This window comes from Nocardia sp., from assembly GCF_025465275.1.
GTDB lineage: Bacteria > Actinomycetota > Actinomycetes > Mycobacteriales > Mycobacteriaceae > Nocardia.
Window position 1 is genome coordinate 37098 of sequence record NZ_JAODNK010000013.1, and the last position, 16014, is coordinate 53111.

General features: G+C 65.1%; 16 protein-coding genes and 1 pseudogene. 12 read left to right on the forward strand and 5 right to left on the reverse strand.

What is annotated here, in order from left to right:
- Nucleotides 1-165 precede the first annotated feature (165 nt).
- The 10 genes from JWN03_RS03715 to JWN03_RS03760 all read left to right on the forward strand — a co-directional run bounded on the left by JWN03_RS03715 (nucleotide 166) and on the right by JWN03_RS03760 (nucleotide 10831).
- Nucleotides 166-2397, forward strand: coding sequence for an MMPL family transporter (locus tag JWN03_RS03715; protein WP_297609686.1), 2232 nt, complete (start codon nucleotides 166-168; stop codon nucleotides 2395-2397).
- A gap of 260 nt (nucleotides 2398-2657) precedes the next feature.
- Nucleotides 2658-3326 (forward strand): XRE family transcriptional regulator, encoded by a 669-nt coding sequence (locus tag JWN03_RS03720; RefSeq protein ID WP_297609688.1) that lies wholly within the window; start codon nucleotides 2658-2660, stop codon nucleotides 3324-3326.
- Nucleotides 3323-3754, forward strand: coding sequence for a hypothetical protein (locus JWN03_RS03725; protein ID WP_297609691.1), 432 nt, complete (start codon nucleotides 3323-3325; stop codon nucleotides 3752-3754). Before JWN03_RS03720 ends, JWN03_RS03725 begins: the two co-directional genes overlap by 4 nt.
- Nucleotides 3741-4217 carry an ImmA/IrrE family metallo-endopeptidase gene (locus tag JWN03_RS03730; RefSeq protein WP_297609694.1) on the forward strand — a complete coding sequence of 159 codons (477 nt, stop codon included), beginning with the start codon at nucleotides 3741-3743 and terminating at the stop codon, nucleotides 4215-4217. The genes JWN03_RS03725 and JWN03_RS03730 overlap by 14 nt, the downstream gene beginning before the upstream one ends.
- Nucleotides 4217-5365 (forward strand): MAB_1171c family putative transporter, encoded by a 1149-nt coding sequence (locus tag JWN03_RS03735; protein ID WP_297609697.1) that lies wholly within the window; start codon nucleotides 4217-4219, stop codon nucleotides 5363-5365. The genes JWN03_RS03730 and JWN03_RS03735 overlap by 1 nt, the downstream gene beginning before the upstream one ends.
- Entirely contained in the window at nucleotides 5323-6639 is a 1317-nt protein-coding gene (locus tag JWN03_RS03740; protein WP_297609699.1) for a cytochrome P450, read from the forward strand. The genes JWN03_RS03735 and JWN03_RS03740 overlap by 43 nt, the downstream gene beginning before the upstream one ends.
- Nucleotides 6640-6863: 224 nt before the next feature.
- On the forward strand, nucleotides 6864-8102 hold the full coding sequence (locus JWN03_RS03745) for a sensor histidine kinase (protein ID WP_297609702.1): 1239 nt from the start codon (nucleotides 6864-6866) through the stop codon (nucleotides 8100-8102).
- Nucleotides 8099-8776: a response regulator transcription factor gene (locus JWN03_RS03750; RefSeq protein ID WP_297609705.1), complete on the forward strand. Its 678-nt coding sequence runs from the start codon at nucleotides 8099-8101 to the stop codon at nucleotides 8774-8776. Before JWN03_RS03745 ends, JWN03_RS03750 begins: the two co-directional genes overlap by 4 nt.
- Before the next feature lie 158 nt (nucleotides 8777-8934).
- Nucleotides 8935-9522, forward strand: coding sequence for a DUF4291 domain-containing protein (locus JWN03_RS03755; RefSeq protein WP_297609708.1), 588 nt, complete (start codon nucleotides 8935-8937; stop codon nucleotides 9520-9522).
- 364 nt (nucleotides 9523-9886) lie between these two features.
- The gene (locus JWN03_RS03760; RefSeq protein ID WP_297609711.1) at nucleotides 9887-10831 is read left to right on the forward strand and encodes an alpha/beta hydrolase; all 945 of its coding nucleotides are present in this window, start codon (nucleotides 9887-9889) and stop codon (nucleotides 10829-10831) included.
- Between the two features lie 95 nt (nucleotides 10832-10926).
- On the opposite strand, the gene JWN03_RS03765 is transcribed toward JWN03_RS03760, so the two are convergent.
- Entirely contained in the window at nucleotides 10927-11415 is a 489-nt protein-coding gene (locus JWN03_RS03765) for a MarR family winged helix-turn-helix transcriptional regulator (protein ID WP_297609714.1), read from the reverse strand.
- A 297-nt stretch (nucleotides 11416-11712) separates the two neighbouring features.
- Nucleotides 11713-11979, reverse strand: coding sequence for a hypothetical protein (locus tag JWN03_RS03770; RefSeq protein WP_297609718.1), 267 nt, complete (start codon nucleotides 11977-11979; stop codon nucleotides 11713-11715).
- Here JWN03_RS03770 and JWN03_RS03775 point away from each other — a divergent pair.
- Nucleotides 11969-12409, forward strand: coding sequence for a hypothetical protein (locus JWN03_RS03775; RefSeq protein ID WP_297609721.1), 441 nt, complete (start codon nucleotides 11969-11971; stop codon nucleotides 12407-12409). The genes JWN03_RS03770 and JWN03_RS03775 overlap by 11 nt on opposite strands.
- A gap of 409 nt (nucleotides 12410-12818) precedes the next feature.
- On the opposite strand, the gene JWN03_RS03780 is transcribed toward JWN03_RS03775, so the two are convergent.
- Together JWN03_RS03780 and JWN03_RS03785 are read right to left on the reverse strand one after the other, a co-directional pair.
- Nucleotides 12819-13574: a class I SAM-dependent methyltransferase gene (locus JWN03_RS03780; protein WP_297609723.1), complete on the reverse strand. Its 756-nt coding sequence runs from the start codon at nucleotides 13572-13574 to the stop codon at nucleotides 12819-12821.
- Between the two features lie 206 nt (nucleotides 13575-13780).
- Nucleotides 13781-14248 (reverse strand): VOC family protein, encoded by a 468-nt coding sequence (locus tag JWN03_RS03785; RefSeq protein WP_297609726.1) that lies wholly within the window; start codon nucleotides 14246-14248, stop codon nucleotides 13781-13783.
- A gap of 110 nt (nucleotides 14249-14358) precedes the next feature.
- Between JWN03_RS03785 and JWN03_RS03790 the strand changes: the two genes are divergently transcribed.
- Entirely contained in the window at nucleotides 14359-15363 is a 1005-nt protein-coding gene (locus tag JWN03_RS03790; RefSeq protein ID WP_297609729.1) for a helix-turn-helix transcriptional regulator, read from the forward strand.
- A gap of 46 nt (nucleotides 15364-15409) precedes the next feature.
- Here the strand turns inward: JWN03_RS03790 and JWN03_RS03795 are convergent.
- A pseudogene (locus JWN03_RS03795) lies at nucleotides 15410-16014 on the reverse strand (ATPase); the annotation flags it as partial.

Consider the following 16014-nt stretch of genomic DNA (forward strand, 5'->3'; position numbering starts at 1 on the left):
CGCGCTCACACCATAAGTGGACTCCTGGCATGCGGATTACGGCGTTTTGCTGCGCTCGGCCTGCGGATCGAGTACAGGGCGGGCGGACGTACTGCATCCGCAGTACGCCCAACGGCCTCCGCACGCACGATGCCGACTACAGAGCCGTAGAACGATCATGGCGACATGGCGAAATTCCTGTACCGGCTCGGTCGGTTCTCGTTCGAGAAGCGGCGGCTCGTCGTCCTGCTCTGGCTGGGGGTCATGGCCGCGCTGGTGGCCGGTGCGGCCAATGCGCCGACGCCCCCGCCGGATACGTTCTCGATTCCGGGGACCGAATCCCAGCAGGCTTTCGATCTGCTCGGCGAACGCTTTCCCGGCACCAAATCCGATGGCGCACAAGCTCGTATCGTCTTCGTAGCGCCCGAAGGCCAGCAGATCAGCTCCGAACCGAACAAGGCCGCGGTCGAGAAGATCGTGTCCGACGTGTCGGGCGGTGCGCAGGTGAAGGGCGTACTCGACCCGTTCCAGACCGGTGCGGTCAGTAAGAACGGCACCACCGCCTATGCGACCGTGAGCTACGGGGTGACCCCCGACAATCTCACCGACGCCACCAAGACGGCGCTGACCACCGCGATCGACAATGGCAAGACCTCCGGGGTCACCGTCGAGATCGGCGGCACCGCGCTCATGGCCAAGCCCGAAATGGGCGGCGCCACAGAGGCTATCGGCATCGCCATTGCGGCCATCGTCCTGATGATCACCTTCGGTGCGTTCGCGGCGGCCGGTCTGCCTCTGCTCACCGCGCTGATCGGCATCGGCGTCGGTATCGCCGCCATCGTGACGATCGGCATGTCGACCACGACAACGACACTCGCCATGATGATCGGGCTCGCGGTCGGCATCGACTATGCGCTGTTCATCGTCTCCCGGTACCGGACGGAACGAGCCGAGGGCTACAGCGCCGAGGAAGCGGCGGGCCGAGCGGTCGGAACCGCCGGATCCGCAGTGGTTTTCGCCGGACTCACGGTGGTGATCGCGCTGGCCGGATTGGCCGTCGTCGGTATCCCGGTGCTCACCAAGATGGGTCTGGCCGCGGCGGGCACCGTCGCCATCGCCGTCACGATCGCGCTGACACTGCTGCCCGCGCTGCTCGGATTCTTCCAGCGGGCGGTCATGCCGAAGGCATTCCGCAAGGCGCTGGCCGGTAACGCGAAGGCTCCGGTCGACGGAATTGCGCCGATTGCCGACCCGATCGCGGAGAAGAAGCCCAATATGGGCACCCGCTGGGCCACCTTCGTCGTCCGCCGCCCGGTGGCAGTACTCCTGATCGGCTTGGTCGGGATGGGTGTGCTGGCCTTGCCGGTGACGAGTCTCGAACTCGGCATGCCCGGTGACGAATCGCAGCCGACCTCGACGACACAGCGCCGCGCCTACGATGCGCTGGCCGAGGGCTTCGGTCCCGGCTTCAACGGACCGCTCACCGTCGCCGTCGATGTCAAGGGCGTCGGCGACCCGAAGGCCGCGCTGGATCAGGTATCCAAGACCCTGGCCGCGACCAAGGGCGTCGTATCCGTCACCCCTGCGATGTTCAATAAGGCCGGTGACGCCGCCATGCTCACCGTGGTGCCGGCCACGGGTCCGTCCTCGACCGACACCGCGGACCTCGTCCACGCATTGCGCGGCGAGTCCGGCGATCTGAAGTCGGCGACGGGTGCGACCGTGCTGGTCACGGGTGCGACCGCGATGAATATCGACGTCTCGCAGAAGATGTCCGATGCACTGCTGCCGTACCTCGCGGTGGTCGTCGGGCTGGCAATCCTGTTGCTGATGATCGTATTCCGCTCGATCGCGGTACCGATCAAGGCGGCGCTCGGCTTCCTGCTCTCGGTCGGTGCGGCCTTCGGTGTGATCGTCGCGGTCTTCCAGTGGGGCTGGCTGGCAAGTCTGCTGGGCGTCCATCAGACCGGACCGGTGATGAGCATGATGCCGATCTTCCTGATCGGCGTGGTGTTCGGACTCGCGATGGACTACGAGGTCTTCCTCGTCACCCGCATGCGTGAGGCCTACGCACACGGCGAGAGTGCACACGATGCCATCATCACCGGTTTCCGGCACAGCGCCCGGGTGGTGGTGGCCGCGGCGGCCATCATGATCGCGGTGTTCGCCGGCTTCATCGGCGGCGGCGAACCGATGATCAAGATGATGGGCCTCGGGCTCGCCTCGGCGGTCTTCTTCGACGCCTTCATCGTCCGAATGACCCTGGTCCCGGCGGTGCTCGCACTGCTCGGCGACAAGGCCTGGTGGCTGCCGCAGTGGCTGGCGAAGATCCTGCCGAATGTGGATGTGGAGGGCGAGAGCCTGAACCATCTGAAGGCAGAAGAGCCGGTCCGAGAACTCGAATCCGCCAACGCCTGAATCGAATAGCACCGGTAGGCCGTCCCCAGTGGGCGGCCTACTGTGCTATCTCCGGAGCCTCGGGGTGGTGCGCCGATCTCACCCCTCCGCACAGATCGGTGCACCACCGCGAGTTGTCGCGCGACGACCAGCACTGCGCTGTCCGGGTCGTCGGCCCTCACAGCCTAGGTCAGATCCCACGGGGCAGCAAGAAAAATCAGTAGAAAAGGAACCGGTTATTAATGTCGTGAAATGCGGATGGCAGAGTAGATTCGGTTTACATGCAACCTGAGTACGCCACGTTCCTCGCGGCCTGTGTGCGGGAGCGGCGGCGGGAGCTCAATTTCAGCCTCGACGATGTGATCGCCGCCGGCGGTCCGACGCGGCGCACCCTGGTCCGCGTCGAGGCCGCGAATCTGGGGCCGGAGCCGAAGCCGGTGACTTTCCGGCGCCTCGATTCCGCGCTGTCCTGGGGGAGTGGCAGTGCCGCGCGGGCATATTGGCGGGGCGAGAAGCCGCACGCCGCCGCGGCGGGTCCGAAGCTCGATGCGGGCACCGCCTTCGTGGCGGTTCCGGCTGCTCTTGCATTGGACCTGTTCGGTAGTCAGATCGAACTGAATCAGGTGCTCGCCGAGGATCCGGCAGATCCGAGCCGGCTGCGTGCGACCGTCGATCGGCTCAATGTCGATCTCGGCCGCCTGCTCGGTTTGTATCTCACCGACCTGCTGGAACGGAACTGGCGGGCGGACGGATCGGCGCTGCCGCTGGTCGAACACGCTTTCGGGGAGCTGCTGAGCGCACCGGTTCCCGAGGACGATCCCGACTACGAGGAGAAGCTGTACCGGCGCTGGCTGATCGGCGGCACGACGGGCATTGCGGGTGACCTGGCAGGTAGATTCATGGACAGACTGCAGCAGGCACATAAGGATCTAGGGGAAAACCAGGCATGAATGTCGTCGCGGATCGAGTCAACCGGCTGTGTGGGTTGCTCGGATCATCCGACGATCAGGCCGACCTGAACGCCGTCATCGCCGCGGCCGCGCACTCGATCCTCGATCGGGCTGTCACTGCTTCCGAGATCGCCGCGGTGCGCCGCGGAGACCGAGGCGCGCCACCGGATCTGTTGCGCGCCATCGCAATCCATTTCGACGTCGATGTCAGATACGTGCTCGAGCCCGACCTCGAGGAGATGCGGGTACTCGATCAGAAGCTCGCCATCCTCGAGAGGGCGCGCACCCTCGGCATCAAGCTCGGCGCGGTGCACTTTCGAGGCGGCGCCATGGATGTCGAGGCATTGGAATTGCTGGTCACCACCGTTCGAGATGCGCGGTCCGCCGCGCAGCCGCACCCCGTGAATGCACCGCATGGCGGGCGCTGACCCCCTCGCGACGCTGGTCGCGGGGCTCCGGATTCCCAGCCCCTGGAATCTGCAGCAATTCGTCGACCTGCTCGCCGAGCAACGCGGCAAACCCATTGTGCTGAACGGGCATCGGGGTCTGCGCGCCGCCGGGTTTCCGTGCGGTCTGCTGGCGGAGATGGATGATCTGACGCTCATCGTCTACGAGGAGCGGTCCTCCCGGTACATGGTCGAGCACACCGTGCTGCACGAAATCGGCCACCTGCTGCTCGGGCACGAGGGGGAGCGCATGCAGGAATCCCTGGGCGACTACCTCGGTGGATTTGTCGGATCGGCATCGATCGCGCGAATGGAGACGGTGCTCGCGCGGGGCGTCTTCGATACGGCTAAGGAGCTCGAGGCGGAGACCTTCGCGAATCTCATCATGCCCGCTATTCGCCGCCGCCCGTTCGCGCCGCTGCGCAATATCTTCGTGCGGGGCTGATGAACTCGCAGCTGCTGCCCCCGTACTCGTCCATGCCCGAAGTGCTCGCATGGCCGCTGTGGATCCTTACCGCGACGGTAACGATTCTTCGATTGCGCTGGTGCAAAGACACTTTCGCGCAGCGGCGCATCAATGGCGCGCTGGTCGGATCCACTATCGCGTGGTTCCTGCTCATCGCGACAGCTCAGCAGTGGATTGTGCACCTGCTCGGATGGCCCACTCCCGCACGGCAGTACCAGCTCGCGAATGCGCTGATGATCGTGGTGACCGCCGAGGCGTATCTGATGATTTCCCATGCGCGGCAACAAAACCCGCTGTCACAGCGGATCGTCTACGCCGCAGCCGTCGCTATGGGACTCGGCTATCTGGCACTGGGCAGCCCCGTGGCCGCCGGTGGCGGGATCGTCCTGCAGTATCCCGGTTGGGAAGCCGCACCGATGACTGTGCTGTTCGTCGTCTTCCCCTATGCGTGTTCGGTGCTGCTCGTTGCCGCGTGCGTCCAGGAGCTCCGGGCCCGGCCGCCGCTCGCCGCGCGGTTCTTCTATCTGCTGTTCATGGCCATCTTCGCCGGTCTGCTCTGCAGTCTCAGCTTCGGGCTGAGCACGTCGTTCGTGCTCGCGACCGGGCATGTCGATGCCTTCACCGAATACGCGGCGAACACCGACCGGATGGCGTTCGTCATGGACATCATCGCCTTCACTCCGTTCGCCGCTATCCCGTTGGTGCTGCGGGCTTTCGATGCCGTGCGCGGTGATCCGGTCGCGCGCGCCCTCGACGAGCTCACCCCGCTGTGGCAGGAGCTCACCGCCGCGTGTCCCGATATAGTCCAGCCTCGTCCGGAGAATGCCGGGGCCACTTACCAATTGCATCGCATGGTCATCGAGATCAATGACGCGATCCTGTCCTTGCTCCCGTATGTGCCCGACCATGAGCCCTCGGCGGCAACCGATCTCGCGTCGATCGCCCCGCTGCTGCGGGCCGCGCGTGATGCGAAGCTGGCCGCGGACCCGCCCAATTTCGCCGCCCGGCAACTCGAGATTCCCGGTGGCGCCGATCTGCAGACCGAAACGCAAGTCCTGTCCGCCCTCGCAAAGGAGTGGTCCAGATGCCGGCCGTCCCCCATCCCCCCTGGCGCATTCCATTCATAGGCGACGCCCTCTCGCTCTCGGCCCAGACGCCCGCGCAGAGCATTACCGGGTATGCCGGGCTCGGTGATGTGTTCGAGGTGCGCGTTCTGCGGTACCCGCGCATGCTCATCGTGAACTCGGCCGAGCTCGCCGAACCGATCCTCGATGATGCCGCGTGGACGAAGGTCAATGGTCCGGCTTTCCGCCGCCTGGCGCCCATGGCGCCGACCGGACTGCTGTTCACCGGCACCGAGGACGCGCTCTGGAAGCTCGCGCATCAGCGCCTGCAACCGGCGTTCAGTCGCGCTGCCATGCGTGAGTATCACGCGAGTATGAATCCGCTCATCGCCGCGCACGTCCGCCGCTGGGCCGATGCGCCACAGCCGGTGAACATCACGGACCTGACGCAGGACCTGGCCTACGACGTCATCACCCAGGCCGGGTTCGGTGCCGCTCTCACCCGTGCGCAGCGCAACGATTTCGTGCGCACCATGTTCGCGCTCATTCGGGCCACCAACCGCGGCAAGATCATTCCGTTTCTCGATGCCGTCCTGGGCGTGAACCCCACACCTCCGCATGCCGAGGCCCTGCGCCGGCATGTCGAGATGATCATCGACACCCCCGGCGCGGACGCCCCCATTCTGCGGGCTCTCAGCGATACCGATCCTGAACAGGGTGCGGCCCTGACTCGGGATCAGATCATCGATCAAGCGCTGGTACTGCTTATTGCCGGGCACGAAACCACCTCGGGTACAGTGGCATTCGCGCTCTACGAGCTCGCTCGCAATCCAGAGATCGCCGAGCGTGCGCGCCAGGAGATCGCCGAAACCGGTAAGTGCCCAGCGGAACTCGAATACGAAGACATCGTCGGATTGCGCTTCCTGCGCGCGATCATCGACGAAACCCTCCGCCTGCACCCGGTGGCCCCGGCATTCATTCGAAGCGCGCTGTCCGACACCACAATCGGCTCGCATCCGGTCACGCCGCAGGACTGGGTCTATCTGAACCTGCTCGCGATCCACCGTGATCCCGCCCGCTGGGACAACCCCGACGCGTTCTCCCCGGATCGATTCCTCACCGGACCTACCCCCAAGTCCTATAAGCCGTTCGGCACCGGCGCTCGAGCCTGTATAGGTCGTGCCCTGGCATTGCACGAAGCCGTGCTGACTCTCGTCCACGTCCTGCATACCCAGACCCTCACCCCGACCGGATACCGTCTGGACATCGAGGAGTTCCCGACCCTGAAGCCCCGCGACTGCACTCTCGCGCTGACCGCCCACCAGTATTCGAGCTGAACTCGGCAGATCGCAGCACTCGATCTGCGGAACGCAGTACGTGGCGGGCAGATGTACTGCATGCGCAGTACGCGTGACGGCCTTCACATGCACGATGCCGACTACATGGCCCTGCAACGACGATGGGAATATGGCGCGATTGCGGTAGGCCGTCCCGGGTGGGCGGCCTACCGGTCTCTTCGGAGTCGGCCGATTAGGGTTCTCAACGACGAGAGGAACGCATGATGACCGCAGAATGGTCGCAGTGGCCACGAAGGCACAGCCGTGCCGTCGATGTGGTCATCGCCATTCTGCTGTGCGGGCTGGCCACCTATGCGAGCCGGTTGGCCCCCGATCACGGCGCCGGGCAGGGTGCGGTGGTGGTCCGCCCGGCCTCGCTGGCGGTACTCGGGTTGTCGGCGCTGGCCTCGTTCACACTGCTGTGGCGGCGCATGTTTCCGCGTGCGGTGCTGGTGATCACCACTGCCTGCGGTGTTGCCATCGGCGCTCTGGGTTTCGAGATGTCCATAGTGACCGCGGGTGCGGCATTGGTCGCGGCGTATTCGGTCGGGCTCTGGACGCCGGATTTGCGCACCGCCAAGGTCGCACCGGTGATTGCCGGTGGCGTCTTGCTGATCACCTCGCTCTTCCACGAATTCTGGCCGTTGCTGAATCCCGGCCGCATCACTTTGGTGGCCGCGGTGCTGGTGGCGGGCGCGTTCGCGGAGGCCGGGCGCAGCAGGCGCGACTATCTGGCGGCCCTGCACGCGAGAGCCGAACTGGCCGAACGGACTCGTGAGGAGGAGGCGCGGCAACGCGTCGGTGAGGAGCGGCTCCGGATCGCGCGCGAACTGCACGATATCGTCGCGCACCATATGGCATTGGCGCACGCTCAAGCCTCCACTGCCGCATACCTGCTGCGCACCAAGCCCGATCAGGCGCAGGAGATGCTCGATCAATTGGCAGGCACCACCTCTGCGGCGCTGCGGGAACTCAAAGCCACCGTGGGACTGCTGCGTGAGGACGACTCCGACGCTCCGCTGGAACCGACGCCGGGCCTCGCGCAGTTGTCGGAACTGCTGACCTCTTTCGAGCGAACCGGTCTCACCCTGGCGCTGTCGATCACCGGGGTGCCGCGCCCGCTCTCGCCCGGCGCGGATTTGACGGCGTACCGGATCATCCAGGAGGCGCTCACCAATGTCACCAAGCACGCGGGTACCTCGGCGGCGACGGTGCGGCTCGTCTACTCCCGGCTGCTGCTGACGATCAGCGTGACCAATGACGGCGGCGCCGTCTCCGAACCCGTTCGCGCCGAAGAGGATTCGGACAGCCAGGGTTATGGTCTGATCGGCATGAACGAACGAGCCGTCTCCGTCGGCGGTCACCTGCAGGCCGGGTGCCGGCCGGACGGCGGCTTCGAAGTCACCACCGAACTGCCCCTCGAGCCACCGAAACCCCCTGACGACGAGGACAAGACACTATGACCATCCGTGTTCTGCTGGCCGACGATCAAGCCCTGCTGGCCGGAACCTTCCGGCTGCTGATCGACTCGGCCGAGGATATGGAGGTGGTCGGCATTGCCGGAAACGGCCGGGAGGCAGTCGAACTCGCCCAGGCGGCCACACCCGATGTGGTGGTCATGGATATCCGCATGCCCGGCGTCGACGGCCTCACCGCGACTCAGGAGATCTGTGCCGATCCGAATCTGCGCGAGACCCGCGTTCTGATCCTCACCACCTTCGAACTCGACGAGTATGTGGCACAGGCCCTGCGCGCCGGCGCCAGCGGATTCCTCGGCAAAGACGTCGGCCCCGAAGAACTCCTGCGTTCCATCCGCGTCGTAGCCGCCGGCGACTCCCTGCTCTCGCCCACCGCGACCCGCACCCTCATCGCCCGCTACCTCGCCCGCCCCGAAAGCCGCATCAGCGCAGCCGAATCCCTCGAAGTCCTCACCGCCCGCGAACGCGAAGTCGTCGCCATGGTCGCCGAGGGTATGTCCAACGAGGAGATCGCCGAAAAAATGTACGTCAGCCCCCTCACCGTCCGCACCCACGTCCAGCGCGCCATGTCGAAAGTAGGCGTCCAGAACCGCGCCCAACTCGTCGTAATCGCCTTCCAATCAGGCCTCGTCCGCGTCGAACCACCCCGCCAACCCTGACGAACGCGCATACCCCACACCCTCTTTCGGCTCGACCGGGCTGAGTGCATGGCCACCTGAACCCGCGGGGACTGCAGGGCTTGATAAACCCCGCGACGGGCCACAGGCCTCCGTGTCAGAATCAGCGATAGTCCATTGCCAAATCCCGGGGAATCACCTTGCCGCTACACGAAATTCGTGCTGACTACGACCAGAAGTCGATCGTTGTCTACCAGGCATATTCTCCGGCAATCGCGCAGCCCGCGGTTGCGGCGCAGCGCTTCGTGCCGCCGTTCTCGACCAACCGGATGACATGGATCAAACCGTCGTTCCTGTGGATGATGGAGCGCAGCAACTGGGGCCGGAAACCTGGCCAGGAAAGGGTTTTGGCCGTTCGGATCACCCGCAATGGCTGGGAGACCGCACTGTCACAAGCGGTCCTCACCGGCTACGAGCGCGGCGTCCACCTGGACCGCGCCGACTGGGAGCAGCAGATCAAGCGCGCGACTGTGAACGTGCAGTGGGATCCGGAGCGGACGCTCACGGGCGCGAGCCAGGACGCCCGATCGATCCAGGTCGGGTTGAGCCGGCACATCATCCAGCAGTTCGTCGATGAGTGGGTCACCGAAATCAGAGATCTGACTCCGACCGTGCGCAAAATAACCGCACTGCGAGCCGAGGGCCGCTACGACAAGGTCGCCGCGCTGCTCCCCAAAGAAGGCATCTATCCGATTTCGCCGGAACTCGCGCGGCGGCTGTACCGCTGATCCGCGCCCGCGGCGAAACTGGGTCGACCGCACACCGGGGTGTTGGTGGAATGTCACCGAACGTGGCTGGCGTGCACAGTGATAGAACGCGGACAGCGCCAACGCCTGCCCTGTGCGGTACTTGTGGGCGCTTCTCCATGGTCGGTGGTGTGGAGTGGAGTCGACCAGGAACTGACGGCGGGACCTTCTCGATGTTTGCCGCCGACAGTTCCTGGTCGCCGTCGTTTCAGTTGCAGGAGAGGGGAGTTCGGTTCTCCTGGTCGATCGTGTTGCTGTTATCTCACGAATCTGATCCGAGTACTTCACGGGGCGTAGAACTTGTTTCAGTTTTCGTGTTAGCGTCGGCGGTATGGGGACGCCGAGGATGGTTCATCGCACAATCTTCGGCCTGCGTGCGCGAATCCGTGCCGCGTTCTCGGCGAAGGAATTCCACCCCGATCTGCGCTCGGTGGCGGTCGCCATGCCGCGCCACATGATCTCCCCGGCGACATTGCCGTGGATGCGCGTGCTGTTCCAGTTGTTTCGACTGCGTCCCTCGGCGGGTGTCGAGGTCGTCGTGATCGACGCCGGGGTGCGCGTTCGGGTGCACCGCCCTCGGACCGTGCCGGCCGGGCCGACGGCTGCGCTGCTGTGGATCCACGGTGGCGGGTATGTCCTGGGCCTGGCGGAGCAGGACGACATACTGTGCCGCCGTCTCGCCCAGACGTTGGGCATCGTGGTCGCCGCAGTCGACTACCGGCTTGCCCCTGAGCATCCGTTCCCCGCAGGCCTCGAAGATTGCTACAGCGCGATGGCCTGGCTGGCCGGTCGGCCGGATATCGACCCTGCGCGTGTGGCGATCGGCGGCGCGAGCGCGGGCGGCGGCCTCGCGGCGGCGCTGGCACTGCTGGCACGCGACCGCGGTGACATCGCTCCCGTACTGCAACTGCTGACATATCCCATGCTCGATGACCGGACATCGGCACGCACCGACCTCGACGACAGCGGCTACCGAGTGTGGGATCGGCGCAGTAACCGTTTCGGATGGGCCGCATATCTCGGCGATGGCGATCCGGAGGTCGCGGTCCCGGCCCGCCGGAGGGATCTTGCCGGGGTCGCCCCTACCTGGATCGGCGTCGGTACCGCTGACCTGTTCCATGATGAGAGCGTGGTCTACTCGGAACGGCTCGCGGAGGCAGATGTGTCATGCCGCATCGAGGTGATCGCGGGAGCATTCCACGGGTTCGACACGATCGCGCCCGGGGCATCGGTGTCACGGTCATTCTTCGCAAGCCAGTGTGAGGCATTGCGGGCCGCGCTCACCCAATGAACCCGGGTAGCGCCGAATGACAAGACGTTTCACACCAGCAGGCCTGTGTCGTCGTGCAGCGGAGGCGACGGCTGCACGACGGAACGCCTGGATCTTCAGGGGCGTGGGTAGGGGTCCATGTCGCGTAGTCGTTGTCGGTGGCTTCGTTGCAGTTCGCTCACCCGGGTGAGAAAGCCTGCGATCATTTCGAGCTCGGCGGGGTCGTACCAGCTCAGCATCATCTTGTAGCCCTCGTCGACCAATGTCGAGATGAGGTCGTGGACGCGACGGGCGGCGAGATCGGTGGCCACCACGATTACGCGGCGACGATCGGTGGGGTGCAGTGACCGGGCGATATAGCCCTGCTTCTCCAGCCGGTTGAGCATGATCGTGGCACCGGCGGCGGTGAGGCCCAGCCGTTCGGCCAGCATTCCAGGTGTGGTGGACTTCCCGTCCCCGAGCAGGACGATTTCCAGCGCACGTCGATCGGTCTCGTTCACGCCCAGCAATCTGATCAATTCGCGGGCAAGATCCTCGAGGGTTCCGTGATAGAACTCCAGGGCCTTTCCGAGCTCTACTGCGATCGGAGCCGGGTCGGTTGACATCGGACGCACAGGCTCCCATCCTCGAACACTTGAAACATGAAACCTCTCAACAGGAGTCACCGTCCACGTCTGGGCCGGACATGCACTGTACGACACAGTGGCCGATGCGATAGTCTGCATCGCATATCCGGGTCATAGCGGTTTTCGCGCATGAAAACCGAAGCAGGGCATGGTAATTGCCTGATGCGACTCGGGCGGAACCCTGGACTGGGCTGCTGATGACAGTCCAGTCCAGGTATTCACCACATTTCGCCGGTGTGGCTACCGGCCGTCACGCTGTTCCTTCTGCCCTGAGGCTCAGCTGACGGTTGTGGTGGTAAGCGTCGGGGACGGACTCGGATAGCACGCGGTCGCGACATTGCCGACGAGCGAAACCTTGGTCGTCATGGTCATACCGGGGTTGGCATAACTGGTCCCCGCGTATTTGCTGGTGATCGGCGTTCCGGAGGCGCCGGCAGTGACATTGATGGTCACCGCCGGCGGGGTGAAGGTGGTGCCGCCCGCGATCGGACCCGGCACGGTGAGAACGACATTCCCGCCCGAGGTGGCCACAGTGCCGGCCACGGTACCGCCGGAGACGGTAGCCGAGACCAGCGTCGAATTCGCCGGAGTCGGGAAGGTCATCTTCAAGTTGCTGATGTTCGTCACGCTGAGGCCGGCGGCCGAACTGGGAACCGAGGAAACGCCGGGGGTGAGGGTGATGGCCACGGCCGAGCCGGATGCCGCCGAGCTCGGCGCGGTGCCGTCGACCGATGTGGTCATGCTCGAGGTTTGGCTGATGCCGAAGACCGTGCCCTGGCAACTCCAGTTCACGCTGACGGGGGTGGCATTTGCGGGTGCAGCCAAACAGAAGAGAGTCGCAAGCGCCACCGGAGTAACGACGCCGGCACGAAGCAGCACGGATGCGGTCGATCTCATAATTATCTCCAAAAATGTGAAGCAATGGTACGACCCGGGGATGGTGAGCCGTAACCTCAAGAGGTTTGAAATGTAACCTGTTCTCATCTTCTTGTGGGCGAAATCGGAAATAACGGTTTGGTATCGTCCATCCCTGCGGGGCGGCTGTGCGGTATGTATTTATCCGCAGTTAAATATTCACTCTAGAAAGCTAATTTCACTAAGACATTGACGCGAATCGATCAAATGCATGTCGCACGTCAGCGTTCCGAACGCAGGAACAATGCGGAGAAAATTCGATATAATACCGGCCCTGAACTGGATATAGTTCTTTTGCCGACTATCGATTTACCTGCGTACGCTTGCGGGTCCAGGGACTATCTTGCCGAAAATCGGAGTGCGAGCTCGAACTTGTTGACATCAATGCCTCGTGACCCTTCTGATCATTCGAGCCGTCTGTGGTAGAGATATCAGGATGGTCACGCCGATACGAATACGATTGGCAGTCAGCCCGCCTGTAGGACGAAGAACAGGAAGGCTAGGAAGCTTGTGCCGATGACCTCGCGGAATACCTCGGGGAACAGATCGCGGGCGGCAGGCACAGGTGGCGGTTCACTGATGACGCTGATGCGAAAGCCCGCCGCGGTGAAAGCCTCGGTCATCGCGTGCAGCGGCCGGTCCCAGAAACTCAACCGGGCGATCTGCCCGCCCATGGTCCACTCTTCGGTCCGCTTGCGAGTCTCGAAATAGTCGGTCTTCTCCCCGGCCGAGCGCTGCGCGAGCCAGATGGCGAAGGGATGCTCGACCGAGACGAGGAGCCGGCCGCCAGGCGTCAGCACGCGTCGCAGCTCGGCCAGCGTCTGTGCCCAATCTTGCAGGTAGTGCAGAACCAGGGACGCGACGACATCGTCGAAGGCATCGTCGGGAAACGGTAGTGGGTTGGCAAGGTCGGCGACCCTCAGGTCCGCGTCGGCGCCCAGTCGCCGACGGGCCAGCTCCAGCATCCCAGCGCTCGCGTCGATGCCGGTCACGATGGCGCCTCGGTCGCGCAGGGCGGCGAACAGGGGACCCGAGCCGCAGCCGGCGTCGAGGATCCGCTGTCCGGTCACGTCCCCGGCGAGCTCCAGCATCGCGGGCCGCTCGTAATACGCGTTCAGCAGGCTGGTCTCGTTCTCGGCGGTGTATCCATCGGCGATGGTGTCGTAGCCGTTCGCCTGCGCCGGATCAGTGGGAAGTGCACGCCATTCTGGAACCGGAGTCATGCGTGCCATCCTGGCACGTCGGCATGTGTATGCGCTGGAAAGCCTTGTCAGTCAACCATTCTGGATAGTCGAGCGAACATCATGTGATCGCAGAGATAGCACGATGATTCTGGAGGTTCGGTCAGCGCGATGTCGACCGGTGGCGTTCGAACCTCGGGGTGCGGCCGGTCCGGCGCGCACCCCGGAGCGGGGTAGACCGATAAAGCTCAGGCCTGGGTGTACTCGGCGGCGACGTCGAGTATCCAGGTGACGCCGAAGCGATCGGTCAGCATGCCGAAGGCGGGTGCCCACTGCGCCGGACCGAATTCCTCGATGACAGTTGCGTTCTCGGCCAGGCGTTTCCACAATGCGCCGACCTCGTCGACGGTCTCGCCGCGAACGGAGAGGAAGAACCGCTCGTCGGTGAGGGTGGCGCCGTTCTCGCGGCGTGTGGTGGGCGTGCCGTCGGCGACCGGTGCGTCGTCGCCGGGCACGTCGTAGGCCATCACCCGGAAGCCGTTGTCGGCGACGACCTGGCCGAACACCACCTTGGTGGCGTCGGGCGCCTCGGCGGGCATGCCGAAGTCGCCGTAGGTAGCGATGCTGATCTGCCCGCCGAATACCGATTGGTAGAACTCCAGTGCCGCACGAGCTCGACCGTGGAAGTTCAAGTGAGCAACAGCGTTTACCGTCATGGTCTGGTCCTTCACGGGAGTGGTTTCGCCACCGTGGTTCCGGCGACGAGACCCACCGTGTCAGCAGTACCGGTCAGTTATTGTCCGCTACTGCTGGCAGTGTGGAATTCATGCCGACCGCATCCGCCACCGGAACCTCTTCTCGCCTGCTCTCGCTGTTGTCGCTGCTCCAGGTCCGGCGTGACTGGCCGGGGGAGCTGCTCGCCCAGCGGCTCGGTGTCAGCGACCGGACGGTGCGGCGCGACGTCGACCGCCTGCGCGATCTGGGTTACCCGGTCACAGCGGTGAAGGGGCCCGACGGCGGATACCGCCTCGAAGCAGGCAGCGACCTGCCGCCGCTATTGTTCGACGACGAGCAGGCGGTCGCGCTCGCGGTGGCGCTGCGGATCGCGGTCGGGACGGGAGCGGGCATCGAGGAGGCCGCCGCACGGGCCCTGGCCACGGTGCGGCAGGTAATGCCGTCCCGGTTGCGGCACCGCATCGATGCCCTCGAGATCACCGCTGTCGAATCAGCGGCACGCGGGGACGGCCCCCAAGCCGACACCGAGGTTCTGCTCGCGCTGAGCGCCGCCATCCGATCCGCGGAGGAAGTGCGGTTCGACTACGGGTCACCGGTCCGGCCGGACGATGCCGGTCCGCGCCCGCCTCGCCGGGTGCAGCCGCACCACCTTGTGGTCCGCGGTGGACGCTGGTACCTCATCGGATGGGACCCCCAGCGTGGAGACTGGCGAATCCACCGCCTCGACCGGATGACCCTTCGTACCCCCAACGGACCACGTTTCACCCCTCGGCAGGTACCTGGCGGTGATGTCGCCGACTTCCTCGCGGCCCGGTTCAAAGGCTCCCCGAGCGCGAACACCTGGCCATGCCAGGGCGAGGTGATCCTGAACCTCCCGGCCGAGCGGGTGGCCCCGTTCGCCGCTGATGGTGTTGTCGAACAGCTCGGCCCGGACCGAACCGGACTGCGGGCAGGTGCCTGGTCCTGGGGTGCTCTCGCGGCGACGCTCGCACGTTTCGACGCCGAGATCGAGGTCATCGGACCGAACGCATTGCGGCAGGCTTTCGCCGAGCTGTCCCGCCGCGCCGAACGCGCTGCGGGCAGCACGGCCGCGTGAACATCCGGCGTCCCTACAGTTTTCGCGGAACACCAGCGTCCGGTCATCAAAAGTATCGGTACGGAACCATCGGCGTGAGGTCGAGATCGGCCAGTGCTGCGGCGCCGCGAATTGCATGGTCGCCCCCGGCGAGCACCAGGGTGCGCGCCGACTGGTAGTGGCAACCGGCGGCGGTGAACGCCCCTGCGGTGGCCAGCAGTCGCTCGTGATCTTTGGTGAACAGTGCTTCGGCTCGCTCCACAATGGCTGTGGATATGGGGTTTGCGGCCACGATGGTCCGGGCCTCGGTGAGACGTGCACCGGCGTCGGGGTTTCCGGCGAGCACGGCGGCTTCGGCGCGCAGCGCTACATACCAGTGGAGCCAGATCCAGGTGAGCCAGCGCCAGACCTCGCTGGGCTCGGGCGCCATTCTTTCCAGTGCCTCGTCGGCATAGCCGTTGTGCAGCAGGAGGATCGAGTCGAAGACGGCCCTGTAGCCGTAGGCATGTTCCGGCGGGGTGTCGAGCTGGTTCATGACGGAGGTCCATTCGGACCGGGCGTCGTCGTCCGCGCGGAGGCCGTGGATCAACTCGACACCGGCCACTGCCGCGCCGAGGCCCGACCCGGTGGGGCTGCCGGTGCGGTGCCACGATTCGAGGAATCGGACGCTGC